The organism is Candidatus Pelagibacter sp. HIMB1509 (genome assembly GCF_052047855.1).
Taxonomy (GTDB): Bacteria; Pseudomonadota; Alphaproteobacteria; order Pelagibacterales; family Pelagibacteraceae; genus Pelagibacter.
In genome coordinates this window covers 890,842-907,117 of sequence record NZ_JBNAIU010000001.1, presented here as the reverse complement: position 1 = coordinate 907,117, position 16,276 = coordinate 890,842, and the positions used below count along the sequence as shown (strand labels likewise).

At 29.5% G+C, this 16,276-nt stretch carries 14 protein-coding genes; 4 read left to right on the top strand and 10 right to left on the bottom strand.

Annotated features, from left to right (window positions below):
* Positions 1 to 2: 2 nt before the first annotated feature.
* From pstA to ACTTBO_RS04760, 5 genes are all read right to left on the bottom strand, one after another.
* The gene (gene pstA, locus ACTTBO_RS04780) at positions 3 to 1,274 is read right to left on the bottom strand and encodes a phosphate ABC transporter permease PstA (protein ID WP_440656632.1); all 1,272 of its coding nucleotides are present in this window, start codon (positions 1,272 to 1,274) and stop codon (positions 3 to 5) included.
* Positions 1,267 to 2,652 (bottom strand): phosphate ABC transporter permease subunit PstC, encoded by a 1,386-nt coding sequence (pstC, locus tag ACTTBO_RS04775; RefSeq protein ID WP_440656631.1) that lies wholly within the window; start codon positions 2,650 to 2,652, stop codon positions 1,267 to 1,269. The genes pstA and pstC overlap by 8 nt, the downstream gene beginning before the upstream one ends.
* 75 nt (positions 2,653 to 2,727) lie before the next feature.
* Positions 2,728 to 3,759, bottom strand: coding sequence for a substrate-binding domain-containing protein (locus ACTTBO_RS04770; protein ID WP_440656630.1), 1,032 nt, complete (start codon positions 3,757 to 3,759; stop codon positions 2,728 to 2,730).
* 106 nt (positions 3,760 to 3,865) lie between these two features.
* The gene (locus ACTTBO_RS04765) at positions 3,866 to 4,474 is read right to left on the bottom strand and encodes a hypothetical protein (RefSeq protein WP_440656629.1); all 609 of its coding nucleotides are present in this window, start codon (positions 4,472 to 4,474) and stop codon (positions 3,866 to 3,868) included.
* An 85-nt stretch (positions 4,475 to 4,559) separates the two neighbouring features.
* Positions 4,560 to 5,717, bottom strand: a complete 1,158-nt coding sequence (locus ACTTBO_RS04760) for an ATP-binding protein (protein ID WP_440656628.1) — start codon at positions 5,715 to 5,717, stop codon at positions 4,560 to 4,562.
* A gap of 62 nt (positions 5,718 to 5,779) precedes the next feature.
* Between ACTTBO_RS04760 and ACTTBO_RS04755 the strand changes: the two genes are divergently transcribed.
* Together ACTTBO_RS04755 and ACTTBO_RS04750 are read left to right on the top strand one after the other, a co-directional pair.
* Positions 5,780 to 6,604, top strand: a complete 825-nt coding sequence (locus tag ACTTBO_RS04755; RefSeq protein WP_440656627.1) for a GNAT family N-acetyltransferase — start codon at positions 5,780 to 5,782, stop codon at positions 6,602 to 6,604.
* Between the two features lie 4 nt (positions 6,605 to 6,608).
* The gene (locus tag ACTTBO_RS04750) at positions 6,609 to 7,340 is read left to right on the top strand and encodes a 1-acyl-sn-glycerol-3-phosphate acyltransferase (protein WP_440656626.1); all 732 of its coding nucleotides are present in this window, start codon (positions 6,609 to 6,611) and stop codon (positions 7,338 to 7,340) included.
* On the opposite strand, the gene ACTTBO_RS04745 is transcribed toward ACTTBO_RS04750, so the two are convergent.
* Both ACTTBO_RS04745 and ACTTBO_RS04740 read right to left on the bottom strand, forming a co-directional pair.
* Entirely contained in the window at positions 7,333 to 8,337 is a 1,005-nt protein-coding gene (locus ACTTBO_RS04745) for a glycosyltransferase family 4 protein (protein ID WP_440656625.1), read from the bottom strand. The genes ACTTBO_RS04750 and ACTTBO_RS04745 overlap by 8 nt on opposite strands.
* On the bottom strand, positions 8,337 to 9,161 hold the full coding sequence (locus ACTTBO_RS04740; protein WP_440656624.1) for a UDP-2,3-diacylglucosamine diphosphatase: 825 nt from the start codon (positions 9,159 to 9,161) through the stop codon (positions 8,337 to 8,339). The genes ACTTBO_RS04745 and ACTTBO_RS04740 overlap by 1 nt, the downstream gene beginning before the upstream one ends.
* 108 nt (positions 9,162 to 9,269) lie before the next feature.
* On the opposite strand from ACTTBO_RS04740, the gene ACTTBO_RS04735 reads away from it, so the two are divergent.
* Both ACTTBO_RS04735 and ACTTBO_RS04730 read left to right on the top strand, forming a co-directional pair.
* Positions 9,270 to 10,160, top strand: coding sequence for a diacylglycerol/lipid kinase family protein (locus tag ACTTBO_RS04735; RefSeq protein WP_440656623.1), 891 nt, complete (start codon positions 9,270 to 9,272; stop codon positions 10,158 to 10,160).
* Between the two features lie 68 nt (positions 10,161 to 10,228).
* Entirely contained in the window at positions 10,229 to 10,438 is a 210-nt protein-coding gene (locus ACTTBO_RS04730) for a hypothetical protein (RefSeq protein WP_440656622.1), read from the top strand.
* A gap of 174 nt (positions 10,439 to 10,612) precedes the next feature.
* Here the strand turns inward: ACTTBO_RS04730 and ACTTBO_RS04725 are convergent, their stop codons facing one another.
* The 3 genes from ACTTBO_RS04725 to ACTTBO_RS04715 are packed head-to-tail and all read right to left on the bottom strand — an operon-like array spanning position 10,613 to position 16,163.
* A complete protein-coding gene (locus ACTTBO_RS04725) occupies positions 10,613 to 11,818 on the bottom strand; it encodes a sugar phosphate nucleotidyltransferase (protein WP_440656621.1) in 1,206 nt (401 codons plus the stop codon).
* The gene (ilvD, locus tag ACTTBO_RS04720; RefSeq protein WP_440656620.1) at positions 11,818 to 13,536 is read right to left on the bottom strand and encodes a dihydroxy-acid dehydratase; all 1,719 of its coding nucleotides are present in this window, start codon (positions 13,534 to 13,536) and stop codon (positions 11,818 to 11,820) included. Before ilvD ends, ACTTBO_RS04725 begins: the two co-directional genes overlap by 1 nt.
* Positions 13,536 to 16,163 carry a valine--tRNA ligase gene (locus ACTTBO_RS04715; protein WP_440656619.1) on the bottom strand — a complete coding sequence of 876 codons (2,628 nt, stop codon included), beginning with the start codon at positions 16,161 to 16,163 and terminating at the stop codon, positions 13,536 to 13,538. Before ACTTBO_RS04715 ends, ilvD begins: the two co-directional genes overlap by 1 nt.
* Positions 16,164 to 16,276: the final 113 nt, after the last annotated feature.

Genomic DNA, 16,276 nt, shown 5'->3' with positions numbered 1-16,276 from the left:
TTTTAGTTCCATTTCTTTTCAAATTTATGTCTTATCATTTGTGCTGCTAGATTCATTAATACTAAAAATATCAACAATACCATTATACAAGCTGATACCTTTTCGACAAAACCTCTTTCAGCACTTTCAGCCCAAATATATATTTGAACTGGTAAAGAGGCAGCTGGATCCATGGGCGAGCCTGGTATGGTATTAACAAAAGCAACCATTCCAATTAAAATCAAAGGTGCAGTTTCACCTAAGGCTTGAGCTAGACCAATTATTGTTCCAGATAAGGTTCCTGGTAAGGATAAAGGAACTGTATGATGTAGTGTTGTTTGCATCTTGCTAGCTCCCATGGCGAGAGCGGCTTCTCTGATGCTTGGCGGAACTGCTTTCAATGATGCTCTAGCTGCTATAATGATCGTTGGTAATGTCATCAATGATAAAGTTATTCCTCCAACTAAAGGAGTGGATCTCGGTAAGCCAAATACTGCAAGTAACACACCAAGACCAAGCAACCCAAAAACTATTGATGGGACTGCCGCTAAATTATTAATATTTACCTCTATAAAATCTGTAAGTCTATTTTTGGGTGCAAATTCCTCTAAATAAATTGCTGCTAAAAGAGCCACTGGAAATGATACAGCTAAACAAACCAATATACTGAACAATGAACCCATGAATGAACTCGCAATACCGGCCAACTCTGCTTCTCTGGAATCGGCGTTAGTAAAAAAACTAAAATTAAAATTGCTTACGACTTTTCCCTCAGAATTTAATCTATCAAAAATATTCAATTGATAATCGTTAACTCTTCTTCGCTCTTCAGGTAAATCTCTTGGATAGTTTCCTTTAAATACTTGATCTAAATCATCCGATGCTGTCAACTTAACTTCAACAATTTTTCCAAAATCATCTGGATTTGAAAGTATATGGTCTTTGATTTCCTCCTCAAATATAAAAGCAAACATTCTTTTAATATCTGTGATTTGATCTTCATCAGCATTTTGATCTAATGCTGCAAAACTTTCTATACCAACATCGAAATATTCAGACTCTTGCAAATCCTCCATAGAAGGTTTCTGATCAGCATCCAAATACATAAATTCTGGATCGTAATTAATTGGTACTATTATCCAAGTTTTTTGAAAAGCTGTATATCCTGTAGAAAAAATTTTAAATAAAAATAAAGCTAGGAACAATAAAGCTAATATGATGGCTGTTTTGCCATACATTTGAAAACGTTTTTCAGCCTTATATCGTTTATTTAAAAATTCTTCTCTATTAATCATATTTCTCTCTATATTTTTTAACTATTGAAAGAGCTATTACATTTAAAATTAACGTAACAACAAATAATGTTAATCCTAAAGCAAAAGCAGCTTGAGTTTTAGGGTCTTCAAATTGTTGATCTCCGATTAATATTACTACTATTTGAGCAGTAATTGTTGAAGTAGATTCCAGTGGATTAAAAGTTAAGTTAGCAGCTAATCCAGAAGCCATAACTACAATCATAGTTTCACCTATAGCTCTAGAAACAGCTAAAAGAATTGCACCAACTATACCTGGTAAAGCAGCAGGAAAAATTACTCTTTTAATTGTCTCAGATTTTGTTGCACCCATTGCATAACTACCATCTCTTAAATTCTGAGGAACACTATTTATGACATCGTCACTCAAACTTGAAACGAATGGAATAATCATCACTCCCATTACTGCACCAGCTGCAAGTGCACTTTCTGCAGAAACATCTAAACCAACAGCTGTTCCGATATCTTTTAAAAAAGGACCAACAGTTAAAGCTGCAAAAAAACCATAAACGACTGTTGGAATTCCAGCTAGTATTTCAACAATTGGTTTTGCAAATTGTCTAAATTTTTTTGATGCATACTCTGCTAGATAAATTCCACTTAATAAACCTATTGGTATAGCAACACACATTGCGATAAATGCGATAAAAAAAGTACCCGCAAAAACTGGTACTGCACCAAACGTATCACTATACATTGATGGGTCAAGAGCTTCACTAGCATCTCTAACAAAAGCTTTTGCTGGGTACCAATGCATGCCAAATAAATAATCAAAAAATGGAATAATTTTAAAAAATTCTATTGTTTGAAACAAAAGAGAAAAAACAATACCAACAGTAGTTAATATTGCTGCTAAAGAAGCAAAGAAAAACAACCACTGTAAAAAAATTTCTACAGGTTCCCTTGTTCTGGTATTTTTAGATAACCTGTTATAAGCGTAAGCTATTGAGGCAATAAGTAAACATAATACAATTACAGCTTTTGAAGCTGAAGCTGTGCTTCGTAAAGATGCATACTTGTCTGCTGCTGCCTGTAATGCTGTAGTTATTTCACCACTAAACTGTCCTCTTGAAAGTGACTTAGTTTTTTCAAATATGAGATTTAATTCTCCTTCTAACAATCCTTGATCACTAAAAGATTGTAAAACAATATATTTTACTACAGTTGGTTCAAATATAGACCACAATGCAAAAATAATAAATGCAGGTGCTGCACACCATATTGATAAATAGTATCCATAAAATTTTGGTAAAGCTGTAAGTCTAGTATTAGAAGATCTTATGGCAAATGCCTTTTTACGTCCAAAAAAATAACTCGATAGCGCTAATAGAACAATTGTTAAAAATATTACCGAGTTCATTTATATATATTTAATCTTGTATTAAAAAAAAGGCCCTTACAAAAGGGCCTTTTTAAATTTATTAACAAATCAAAATTACTCGCTCATTGCTACAAGATTTGTGGCATTATCTCTTGTAGTTCTGTACATAGCTTTATCTAATGGTACTAAACCAATGTCTGCTAAGTAACCTCTTTTCCCAATAGTTCCTGTTTTTGTAAATTCTTTTACAAATTCATGTAAACCTGGAATTACACCTACGTGAGCTTTTTTCACATAGAAAAATAAAGGTCTTGCAACAGCATAGCTATAATCTTGAATAGACTCTAATGAAGGTTGTCCACCATCAATACTTGCTGCTTGTAATTTATCTTTAGCTGCTAAGTAATAACTGAAACCAAAGAAACCAAACATATCTTTATCTTCAACAAGTTTTTGAATGATCAAACTATCGTTTTCTCCAACTTCAATTGCCAAACCATCTTCTCTGTAAAGTTTTTCAGGCTTTGCCCATTTTTTATTTGAGCTTGCACCAGCTTTATAAAGAGCTTTAGCTTCTTTAGTCATACCTTTTTTCATTACTAAAGAATTCCATGCATCTCTAGTTCCAGAAGTTCCTGGAGGTATCATTACTTTAATTGGCTTATTTGGTAAGCTTGAATCGATCTCATTCCAGTTTTTGTAAATGTTATCAACTAATTTACCGTCAACTACTGTGTGTTTAGCAAGTGCTAAATATAATTGCTCTTTTGTGAAATTAACTGGCTCCGCATCTAAGCTGTAAGCTAATGTTATACCATCGTTACCAATAATAATTTCTACAATATCAGTAATACCATTTTTTGCACAAAGAGCTTTTTCTTTATCTTTCATAGCTCTTGAAGCGTTTGTGATGTCTGGGTGAGCTTCACCTACACCTGCACAAAATAATTTAGCTCCACCACCTGTTCCAGTTGATTCGATGATAGGAGTTTTAAATCCTTTTTTACCGAATCTTTCAGCAACTACTGTTGCGTATGGGAATACAGTTGAAGAACCAACGATTGTAATTTGATCTCTCGCTTGAGACGTTACAGTACTTAAAGTTAGTACTAAGAACGAAGCAAGGATAATAGTTAGTTTTTTCATTGATATTTCCTTTCGTAATTAAATTTAATCAACGACTCGCTTATTAGATTTGAATATGGATGTTAATATTACAGATTTGTTACAGTTTTGTTAAAAACCTAACTTTTTAATTGAAATTTTTAGTTACAACAATTGTATCAAAATCATCAGCAAGACTTCCTTTGCAATTGATGGGGCTAACACCTTCTTTAAAAGCAAGCTCATTTGAAGGTCTTAAAGTAACTTCTAGTTGTATCATAGATACTAGTTCTTTTATCATTTTATGCTCGTATTTCCATGAAGGCCAGCTTGTAGGAGTTGAAAATGTTGAAACGACATAAGATGAGGCTCTTGAGAAATTATAATTACTTTCATTTTGGTTCCTTAATAAATGATCTCTAACAGAAAAAAAAATATTCTTACATCTATACATATCTGAAAAATAGTTTGTTTTTGTCAATGTCTCACTCATTGGTACAGATACTATTAAATCAATTGTATTTCTCCATAATGATGAAACTACATCTGTATAAACATCATCAATTTCAATTTGTTTATCAGGAAAATGTTTTTGAACTTGAGGAATTGTTGATTTCATATCCTCTTGCAATCTAAATATACCAATATCATAGACTGTGAGTTGTTGATTTCTAAGCAATGTTGTAATTGATTGAGCATTCAAGGAAGAAGTTAACAACATTAGAGAAAGAAAAAAAAATAAAATTTTTTTAAACATAACCATAACAATTAAGATTCTTACAAAAAAAGAAAGTTAATACAAATTAAATTAATGATCTAAAAGTATTGATAAATGTAATAAATTACAATTCACTAGGTATATGAATATTGAATTCTGTGCCTTTACCCAATTGACTTTTAATTTCAAATTCACCTCTGTGCTGAGTTACAATATGTTTCATTATTGCTAAACCCAGACCTGTGCCACCAACTTTTTTACTTTTTTCAATGTCTACTCTATAAAATCTTTCAGTAATTCTAACAATCTGATTTTGAGGTATACCGATACCTTCATCTATAATTGAAATTTTAACACCTGGTTTAACTAGTTTGCCAACACTTTTTGATGTTAATACTTTAATAGATTTATTTTTTTCGGAATATTTAATTGAATTATCAATTAAATTGGAAAAAACAGTTAGCATTCTATCTTCATTGCCAATAATTTTATCAAAATGTTTGTCTACATTAATATTCAAATCTATATTATTTTTTTCGATATTTGTAATGTGTATGTCTTTTAATTTATTAAATATTTTTTCTAAACTTATTTTATTACTTGGTCTAATATGTTCTTCTAATTCAATTCTGCTTAAAATTAATAAATCGTTAATTAAATTTTCCATTCTTGAGGTTTGTGAGCCCATTATATCTAAAAATTTTTGCTTAGCTGGTTCGTCGTTTTTTGCGGGTCCTTGTATAGTTTCTACCGCACCTTTAATTGACATAAGTGGAGTTCTTAATTCATGACTTACATTTGCAACAAAATCAGTTCTAAATTTTTGAGCTTTTGAAATTTCTGTCAAATCTTTAAGAAATAACACCACAGACTCTTGATCTGGAAATAGTTTTGTTGGACCGGGGATGGCATAAACCCTGTAATGCTGATACGATGGTAAATCAATTTCAAGATCTATATGATCAGTTTTATTACTTAATTTTACATTTTTTATAAGATTATCTAACTCAGGATTTCTTATAATTGTTCCTAAATGTTTATTTTCTAAATTATTACCAAATCTTATTTTGGCACTCGGATTAGCGTAATCAATTATGTTTAATTTATTAAGAGCAATAAATTGATCTTCTAATTCATCTAAAATAAATTTTTTATCTTTATTTGGATCATATTTAGATAAGATAGTTTTTTTTTCTTCAATGCTATCTTTTTTAGTATTCCATAATTTTATTACTAAAATTATTATTATTAATATTAAAATTAATTCAAAAAAACCAATCATCTGTAAGAAATTTGAAACATATGTTTAACAAAAATTAAATAAGAATCTCTTATTTAATTTAAATGTTAACTTTAAAACATTTTTCAAATACTAATTATAGTAAAAAATTTTACATAAACACTGGAAATTTTTTTAAACCTACTTTTGTCACTAAATTGGCAGATACCAAAAGTGAGATAAAAGCTGCACAAAAACTAAGGTATAAAGTTTTTTTTGAAGATAGAAAAAAGAAAAAAATAATAAACATTTCAGGTTTCAAAAAAGATACTGATATTTATGATAAATATTGTGATCATATAATAGTTTCATATAAAAAAAATAAATTTAGTAAAACCAGTATTATCGGTACATACAGGTTACTTAAGCAGGAAAATAGTAGGAATGTAGGATTTTGTACTAGTGAAGAATATAATTTAGATAATCTAATTAGATCACCAAAATATAATAATTTATTGGAAGTTAGCAGGTCATGTATTCACAAAGATCATAGGAATAAAAATGTACTACAATCAATGTGGAAAGAAATTCATAGATACGTAATATCGAATAAAATACAGGGTTTGTTTGGTACAGCTAGTTTCTTGCACACAGATTATAAAAAAATAGAAGACGAGTTAATTTATTTACAACAAAATTTTTTAATGAATAAAGAAGTTGAGGTCACAGCAAATCCAAAAATGTCAATAAATATTGATTACAATAAAAAAGTTAAACCATCTTTAAAATTAATAAAAAATCTTCCAACATTGATCAAAGGATACCTGAAGCTAAATGCTAAAATTGGAAATGGTGCAATCATTGATCCTAAATTTAAAACTATTGATATATTTGTTTTTGTAGAATTTAATAAGATTGATACAAAGTATTTAGAAAAATTCTCTTACTAATATTGTGGAAATATTAAAAAAAATTACAAAATATTCTTATATACAAAATCTATACTCCAAAAATTATAATAACTTTAATAACAAAAATTTTTGGGATGAAACTCTTAAAATTTTAAATATTAAATATGATGCTCAAGGAATTCAAAATATACCTTTATCAGGACCAACTATCTTAGTTGCAAACCACCCTTTTGGCATTTTAGACGGTTTAATACTTTCTTCTATAGTCTCTAATATTAGGAAAGATTACAAAATTCTTATAAATAATGAATTAACCAAGATTGATCACATTAAAGAATATTTATACCCTTTAAAATTTAGCACTAATAAAGAAGATGTTATCTTCAATATTAATAGCAAAAATAATTCCATAAATCACATAATGAGTGGTGGTTGTTTAATCACATTTCCATCTGGTGAAGTTGCTACTTCAAAATTCATATTTGATAACCCAAAGGAAAGAAAGTGGAAACCATTGATTGGTTCTATAATAAAGAAAAGTAATCCAGCAATAATACCTGTAAAATTTTTTGGAAAAAATAGTAAGTTTTTTCAGTTTACAGGATTTATAAATAACAATTTAAGAAGAGCTTTATTTATACGTGAACTCTTAAACAAGAAAAATGAAACTTTCAAAGTTATAATAAATAAACCTATTTATGAACTTAAAACAAAAAATTTAACTAATGAAGAGATTTCCGAAAATTTAAAAAATATTGTTATAGGTATTAATTAGGTGAAATATTATCAAAAAATATCTTAGCAGTTTCTTCCCAGCTGTATTTTTTAGCAAATTCTAGACAATCTTGTCTGCTTATCTTTAAAGCTTTCAAAGCAGAAGCTTTTAAATCATTATCCAAAGTATCAATTTTAGTTCCACCTAAAATATCTTTTGGGCCTGGTACAGGGTATGCTGCTACGGGTGTACCACAATTTAAAGATTCTAAAACAACAATACCAAAAGTGTCAGTTTTACTGGGAAATACAAAAACATCTGATGATGCAAAGTGTGAAGCCAATTCTCCATTAGTTCTCTCACCTAAAAAAATATCATTGGGAAATTTCCTTTTCAAATTTTCAAGATCTGGACCTTTGCCTATGACGACTTTGGTGCCCTCTAAATCCAAGTCTAAGAATGCTTTAATATTTTTTTCTACCGCTACTCTTCCAACGTAAATCCAAATTGGTCTTTTGTAAGGTAGATCTCTTTTTTGTGGATTTTTAAAAGCACCATGGTTACCTCCTCTTGTCCAAGTTACCATCTTGCTATTATCAATTCCTAAATCGATCAATTCTTTTCGCATCGACTCTGTTGTTACTAAAATTCTCTCTGCTTTATTATGAAAATTACATAAAAATTTTTCTGACCATTTAGCTGGGATGATCGGCATATAAAGCTTCATATACTTATCAAATCTGGTGTGAAAACTTGTAGTAAATTTTAATTTATTTTTTATACAATACCTTCTTGCCATAAAACCTAAAGGACCCTCTGTTGCAATATGAATTGCGTTAGGATTTATTGATTTAATTAAGTTTCCTACTCTTGGCCAAACATTCAAAGACAATCTAATTTCATTATACTTTGGCATCGGTACAGTCATGAACTGTTGAGGCGTTATATATTCAATTTGATGACCTTGAGATTTTAATATTTCACCAGTTTCATGAAGAGTTCTAACTACACCGTTAACTTGTGGATAATAAGCATCTGTTACAATCAAAATTTTCATTAAGATGCTTTTTTAAGTTGATCATCTTCTACTGTATTAGATGATATCATTTCATCCTCATCTACATTTACATAATCTTTTCTAATTTTGTCCCAATAAATTATTTCAAAAGTACCATCATAATTTTCAGCGAGTGCAGTGCAAGACTCAACCCAATCACCACAATTTAAGTAATTTACTCCATCAAAATCCTCATTCGTAGCGTGATGAATATGACCACAAATTATTCCATCAAATTTCTTTTTCTTACCATATTGAGCAATAGTTCTTTCATATTCACCGATATATTTAACTGCATTTTTAACTTTATATTTTAAATACTTAGCCAAAGACCAATAAGTTTTTCCTCTCAATTTTCTAAAGAAATTAATAACTATGTTTAGTCTCAATAGCATTTCATAAGCTATTGAACCTAACTTGGAGAGCCATTTGGCATATCGCATAACACCATCCCAAGCATCGCCATGAACAACTAAATAATTTTTATTTTGTACCGACTGGTGAATTACTCTGTTAATCATTTTGATTTGTCCAAAATGCATTGGAATAAACTTCCTAAATACTTCATCGTGATTACCAATAACATAAAACACTTCTGTACCATGACGAGCTTTTCTCAATATTTTTTGAATTACGTCGTTGTGTGCTTGCGGCCAATAAAAGTTTTTTTGTAATGCCCACACATCTATAATGTCACCAACACAATACAATTTTTCAGATCTTGTATTCTTAAAAAATTCTAACAATTTCTCCGCTTGGCATCCCTTTGTTCCAAGATGAACATCTGAAATAAAAATACTTTTATATTTTAAAATGGGTTTCACTATGCAACTCCGATCTGAGATAATTATTCTCAATTAATACTAGAATCATTAATTTGTTTGTGTCATAGTAATGTTAAAGATTTATTAAAATAAAAATTATAAGATAAAATGAAATTTTGCTTTATTTATAACAAAAAAGCTTCTTCTGGTAGAAAATCCAATTTTATAAAAAAAATTTGCAACAACCTAAAATTGTCGCATCATGTTGATCTCTTTGAAACTGTTACTGAAAAAGAAGCTGAAGATTTATTTAAACAAATCGTAAAAGAAGATTACGATAGATTAGTAATTGCAGGAGGTGATGGCTCTGTATGTTTTGCCATAAATCAACTAATCAAAAATAATTTTCAACCAAAAGAGAATTTTGCAATTGGATATGTGCCAGCTGGTACAGCAAATATTTTACAAGCAGAACTTGGAATGTCTAAAAATATAAACAAAATTTTACAAACATTAATTTCGGATAACTTGGAAAAAACTAATCTTGTTAAAATTAATGATAATTATTTTATTCTCATGGCTGGCATAGGTTGGGATGCTCAAATTGTTCAATCTATAAATTCTAAAATTAAAAAAATACTTGGAAAGGTTATATTTGGAATTAAAGGATTAGAAAAATTTATTTTTATGAAAAATACTAAGATTAAAGTAAATATTGACAACGATGAATTGTTAGCAGATTGGGTGTTATGCTCGAATAGTAGATATTATGCGGGACACCATAAAATAACAGATACAAATATTTTTGAAGAAAAATTTACAACATATATCTTTAAAGATTTAAGTAGAATGAAACTTTTATACTATATCTTTTTAATTATTTTTAATGGCAATCTGAATAAATCAACTTCGGTAATCACAAAAAATGCAAACGAAGTTAAACTTAAAACTTTTGATAAAAGCATACCAATACAAATAGATGGTGATAACTTTGGCTCTCTTAAAGATATAGTTATCAAATCTTCTAAAAGAAAATTTAATTTACTAAAAGCAGCCTAAAAATATTATTTACTTCATTTTGAAAGTTTGCAATAATTTATTTAATTTAAATACAATTGGGGGTTGATATGAAGAAAAAACTAAAAAACTTTGCAAAGAAAAAACAAAAAATAAACAAATCAATTCATAAATTAAAAAATAAAATTAGTTTAAAAGAAAAAAAACTAGATAAGATCAGTATAAAAGTTGCAAGTGTAGAGAAAAAAATTGCTGAGAAAAAAGCTAAAAAACTAGCTAAAAAAAAAAATAAACAAAATCCAGCATCAGTAAATAATTAAAAATTTTAATTCGTCTTTCCTCTTCTTAAATTGTAAGAAGAGGAAAGTGATTTACTCACAAAATTTTAAAATTAAGAGGTAAGAATAATTTAGAAACTTATTAAAATTTTGTTCTAATCTTTTAGAATTTAATTATTTCAAAAATATAAACTAATTATTACAAGATTATTAATTTTACGAAACTCTTCCGTACACATCTTGAAATCTTACAATATCAGTTTCCTTTAATATTGAGCCTACTTGGGCTTCCATAATTTTAACTGGTTTTTGTGCAGGGTTTTGAACTCTGTGAATGGCTTCTAATGGAATAAATATATGCTCTCCAGGTTTTTTAGTAATTGTCTCTTTATTTAGAGTTATTTTAGCATTTCCTTGGGTAACCAACCAATGTTCAGCACGGTGATGATGTTTTTGTAAACTTAAAATGCCTTTTGGTTTAACATAAAGTTCTTTAATTAAAAACTCTTTGCCTTCGAATAGGTTCGTGTACCTACCCCATGGTCTGTAATAAACATTTATCTTCTTTATGTATCTGTTTTTATTTTTATCATACATTTTTAAAATCTCTTTCCAACTTCCAAGATCTGACCAAGGTATGTCTAATTTAATTGCATTAATTTCTTTTGTTTTTTCAAGAATTGCATAATCAAAAGATTTAGCAGTTGCTTTTATAAATGAGGCTTTATTTAAATGATAAATGTTTGATTTATATTTTGCCTTATTAACAGCTGTTACACAATTTCTATATATGGTTGGGTTATATTTTTTAAAGTTATTGATGATTGAATCTTTTCTAAGATAAAACATTCCTGAGTTCCAATATCCATTTTTTCGAATGATTTCTTTTGCTTTTGCTTCTTTAGGTTTTTCAATAAATCTTGTTACTTTATTAATATTACCTTTAATTTTTTTAGTTAAGAAATAACCATAATCACTCGTTGGGGATTTTGGTTTAATGCCAAATACAAAAATATTATTTTCATTAAGATTAGACTTATTTTTATTGATGGCCTTATTAAATATATTCATCTTCTCAATCAAGTGATCAGCTGTGAAAAACATTAGTGGCTGATTATCAGGAATATCTTTTATTAAAGCTGTGCTTAAAATAGCTGGTGCTGTGTTTCTTTTAGCTGGCTCTACAACAATTTTGTATTTATTGATTTTATTTTTTTTTAAATGTTGTTTAACTTTACTGAGATATTTTTTGTTAGTACTTATAATAGGTGCATCATAAATGGATGCTTTTGTTCTCTCTAAGGTTTTTCCAAGTAAAGTCCAATTACCAAAATCAATAAACTGTTTTGCTTGATGATTTTTAGAATTTGGCCAAAGGCGGGTACCAGCACCACCACATAAAATAACTGGTCTTATTTTCATTAAATCTCTGAGTAGTCTTTCACTTCCTTTTTCTTACCTGGATGAGTTGGAGCGCCTAAATATGCTGGTCCTACTGTTTGCGCATATTTCCACAAAGTACCTGATCCAAAGTCAGATTTTTTAGCTTTCCATTTTCTTTTTCTAGAAGCTAATTCTTTTTTAGAAAGTCTTACATTGATAGTTCCTTTTTTGGCATCTATATCAATGATATCTCCGTTCTTTAATAGACCTATAGGACCCCCTAGAGCGGCCTCAGGGCCTACGTGACCCACACAAAAGCCTCTTGTAGCACCAGAGAACCTTCCATCGGTTATAAGGGCTACTTTCTCACCTTTTCCCTGACCATAAATTGCTCCAGTTGTTGATAACATTTCTCTCATACCAGGACCTCCAACTGGTCCTTCGTATCTGATAATAATTACATCACCATCATTGTACTTTCTGCTTTGAACAGCTTTCATAGCGCTTTCTTCATTATCAAAGCATCTTGCTTTTCCAGTAAATTGTAATTTTTTAAGTCCTGCAACTTTGACTATTGCACCCTCTGGAGCTAAGTTTCCTTTTAAACCAACTACACCACCTGTTGGTGATAATGGATCTTTGTAAGATCTCATTACTTTTTGTTTAGGATTAAATTTAATATTTTTTAAATTTTCTTTCATAGTTTTACCTGTAACAGTCATACAATCACCATGAATATATCCACCTTCGTATAAAGTTTTTAATAACATTGGTACACCACCTGCTAACCACATATCTTTTGCAACATATTTTCCACCAGGTTTTAAATCTGCAAGATAAGGTGTTCGTTTAAATATTTTTGCAACATCCATTAAATCAAATTTAATTCCTGCCTCATTAGCAATAGCTGGTAAATGAAGACCTGCATTAGTAGATCCACCTGTTGCAGCAACAATGGTTGCAGCATTTTCTAAAGCTTTTCTTGTTACAATATCTCTTGGTTTAATTTTTTTTTGTAAAAGGTTCATAACCATTTTACCACTTTCTTTTGCGTACTTATCTCTTTCCTCATAAGGAGCGGGAGTTCCTGCTGAATAAGGTAACGCTAAACCAATCGCTTCTGATACACATGCCATTGTGTTAGCAGTAAATTGACCACCACAAGCACCTGCACTTGGACAAGCTACTAATTCTAGCTTTCTAAGTTCTGCTGCAGACATTTGTCCTGATGAATGTTTACCAACTGCTTCAAATACATCTACTACAGTTACATCTTTTCCTTTGTAAGTACCTGGAAGAATTGATCCTCCATAAATAAATACACTTGGCACATTAAGTCTAACCATTGACATCATTAAACCTGGTAAAGATTTATCACAACCAGCTATACCAACTAATGCATCATAACAATGTCCTCTAACAGTAAGTTCAGCAGAGTCCGCAATAACTTCTCTTGAGATTAATGAAGACTTCATTCCTTCATGACCCATTGCAATACCATCAGTAACAGTAATTGTACAAAATTCTCTTGGTGTTCCACCATTTGCTCTAACACCTTTTTTAACAGATTGTGCTTGTCTCATTAAAGCTATGTTGCAAGGTGCTGCTTCATTCCAAGTTGAAACCACTCCAACAAAGGGCTTTGCTACATCTTTTTCAGTTTCACCCATTGCATAGTAAAAAGATCTATGTGGTGCTCTATCTGGTCCTAATGATGTATGTCTGCTTGGAAGTTTCTTTTTATTAAATTTTGCCATTATATACCCTTTATTGTTATTGATATTTTTTCAATATCATTCTTTAAATTATTATAATTAGTTTTTTCTTGTTCAACAATCTCTTTTGGAGCACGGTCTACAAAACTTTTATTATCTAATCTTTGAGAAATTTTATTCATTTCTTGTTCTAATTTACTTTGTTTAGTTGTTAAGTTTTCTTTAATTAATTTTAAATCCACATCTTTATCAAAATAGATTTTAAATAAGTCACCTGAAACAACCATTGTTGCAGCAGGTTTTTCTAAATCATTATCAAGTATGTTGTTTATTCTTCCAAGTTTTTTTAAGATAACTTCATTCTTATTAATAAATTCTTTTTGATTGTCATTGATACCTTTAACTGAGATATCAATAAATGATCCTGGACTAACATTTAGCTCATTTTTAAAGGATCTAAGCTCAGAAATAATATTGATGATATTTTCTACCTGATCAGTGCTATCGTCTTTATCAACTTCTCCTGTTACCCAATTTTTATACATTAAAAAATCACTTCCATTTTTATCAAATTGGTCTTTTAGCCATATTTCCTCTGTTACAAATGGAATAAATGGATGAAGCAAGATTAATATTTGTTTAAATACACAAGATGATACTTTTTTAACCTCTGCTTTTGCATCATTATCATCTGAAAATAGAATAGTCTTAGATAACTCTAGATACCAATCACAATACGAATGCCATGCAAACTGATAAGCGTTTTTTGCAGCTTCATCAAATCTATAATCTTCAATATTTTTTTGAATTTTATTTTTTGCTTCTATTAACTCTGAATATATCCACTTATTAATATTTATGTTTAAATTAGGTAGATCATCAATATCTTTAAAATCACATTCATTTGTTATTAAAAAATTATTTGCATTCCATAATTTATTTAAAAAATTTCTATAACCTTTAACTCTATCTTCAGATAATTTAACATCTGTTCCAGGTGAAGCCATTGAAAGTAAAGTAAATCTCAATGCATCAGCACTGTATTTTTCAATTAGATCTAATGGATCAATTACGTTTCCTTTTGATTTGGACATTTTCTGTCCTTTTTCGTCTCTTACAAGTGCGTGAACATATATATCTTTAAAAGGTTCTTTATCTAAAAATTCTGTTCCAAACATAATCATTCTTGCAACCCAGAAAAAGATAATATCAAAACCAGTTACCAATACTGAAGTTGGATAAAATTTCTTTAAATAATCATCATCCTCTGGCCACCCTAAAGTAGCAAAAGGCCATAAACCAGATGAAAACCAAGTGTCCAAAACATCAGGATCTCTATTTAGCTCTACTTCTTTTTTGTAAAACTCTTTTGCTTGAGACTTTGCTTCTTCTTCATTTATAGCAACAAAAATTTTATTATCTGGTCCATACCATGCAGGTATTTGATGTCCCCACCACAACTGCCTTGAAATACACCAAGGCTCAATATTATTCATCCATTGAAAATATGTCTTTGACCAATTTTCAGGAAAGAAATTTGTTTTTTTTGAATTAACAACTTCTTTAGCTTTAACAGATAATTTGCCAGCATCAGCAAACCATTGCTCTGTTAGAAAAGGTTCAATTATAGAATTAGACCTATCTCCATATGGAACTTTATTTTTAATATTTTCTTCTTTAACAAAAAATTCTTTTTCTTTCAGTTCTTTTAAAATTCTTTTTCTTGCTTCAAATCTATCAAGACCTTTATAGTGTTCAGGTGCGTTTTCATTTATCTTACCCTCTTCAGTAAAAATATTTATTATTTCTAGATTGTTTCTTTGACCAACATCATAATCATTAAAATCATGAGCAGGAGTTATTTTTAATGCACCTGTGCCCTGTTCAGGATCAGCATAATCATCTTCTATAATTTTTATTTTTCTACCAACAATTGGAATAGTTACTGTTTTACCAACAAATGATTTAAACCTTTCATCTTTTGGATTAACAGCTATAGCAGTGTCACCTATCATTGTTTCAGGTCTTGTGGTTGCTATAGTTATAAATTCACTGGTTCCATCTATAGGATATTTAATATAGTAAATTTTTGAATTTACTTCTCTTTGATCTACCTCTAAATCTGAAATAGCAGTTTTAAGAACGGTATCCCAGTTTACTAATTTCTTATCTTTATAAATTAAACCTTTATTATAAAGTTCTACAAAAACTTTGATAACTGATTTGGATAAATTTTCATCCATTGTGAATGCATTTCTTGACCAATCGCAAGAACAACCAAGTTTTTTTAATTGGTTAATTATTATGTCACCATATTGCTCTTTCCACTCCCAAACCTTTTCAATAAATTTTTCCCTACCAATCTCATTCTTATCTATCTTTTCAGAAGTGAGTTTTTTCTCTACTAAGGCTTGTGTTGCAATACCAGCATGGTCAGTTCCTGGTTGCCATAAAGTTTCATAATTATTCATCCGATGATAACGAACTAATAAATCTTGAATTGAATTATTTAATGCGTGCCCCATATGAAGGCTACCAGTTACATTTGGTGGAGGAATTACTATTGAAAATTTTTTAGAATTTTCTTTTGGTTTAAATAATTCATTTTTTTCCCAATAGGAGTAAATCTTATTTTCAACTTCAGAATGGATATATTTATCGTTACTCATTGATTTTAAAGTTTATAATTTAATAATCTTATTTAACAATAATCAATTTGGATCGTTATTTAATAGACTAATATAAAAAATTTAATATAAAAAGGCCTGAAGCTATTCGTCTA

Bases quoted from the DNA above. Each gene is read 5' to 3' on its own strand.
- pstA (WP_440656632.1), bottom strand. From the start codon at position 1,274: ATGATTAATAGAGAAGAATTTTTAAATAAACGATATAAGGCTGAAAAA.
- pstC (WP_440656631.1), bottom strand. From the start codon at position 2,652: ATGAACTCGGTAATATTTTTAACAATTGTTCTATTAGCGCTATCGAGT.
- ACTTBO_RS04770 (WP_440656630.1), bottom strand. From the start codon at position 3,759: ATGAAAAAACTAACTATTATCCTTGCTTCGTTCTTAGTACTAACTTTA.
- ACTTBO_RS04765 (WP_440656629.1), bottom strand. From the start codon at position 4,474: ATGTTTAAAAAAATTTTATTTTTTTTTCTTTCTCTAATGTTGTTAACT.
- ACTTBO_RS04760 (WP_440656628.1), bottom strand. From the start codon at position 5,717: ATGATTGGTTTTTTTGAATTAATTTTAATATTAATAATAATAATTTTA.
- ACTTBO_RS04755 (WP_440656627.1), top strand. From the start codon at position 5,780: ATGTTAACTTTAAAACATTTTTCAAATACTAATTATAGTAAAAAATTT.
- ACTTBO_RS04745 (WP_440656625.1), bottom strand. From the start codon at position 8,337: ATGAAAATTTTGATTGTAACAGATGCTTATTATCCACAAGTTAACGGT.
- ACTTBO_RS04735 (WP_440656623.1), top strand. From the start codon at position 9,270: ATGAAATTTTGCTTTATTTATAACAAAAAAGCTTCTTCTGGTAGAAAA.
- ACTTBO_RS04730 (WP_440656622.1), top strand. From the start codon at position 10,229: ATGAAGAAAAAACTAAAAAACTTTGCAAAGAAAAAACAAAAAATAAAC.
- ACTTBO_RS04725 (WP_440656621.1), bottom strand. From the start codon at position 11,818: ATGAAAATAAGACCAGTTATTTTATGTGGTGGTGCTGGTACCCGCCTT.
- ilvD (WP_440656620.1), bottom strand. From the start codon at position 13,536: ATGGCAAAATTTAATAAAAAGAAACTTCCAAGCAGACATACATCATTA.
- ACTTBO_RS04715 (WP_440656619.1), bottom strand. From the start codon at position 16,163: ATGAGTAACGATAAATATATCCATTCTGAAGTTGAAAATAAGATTTAC.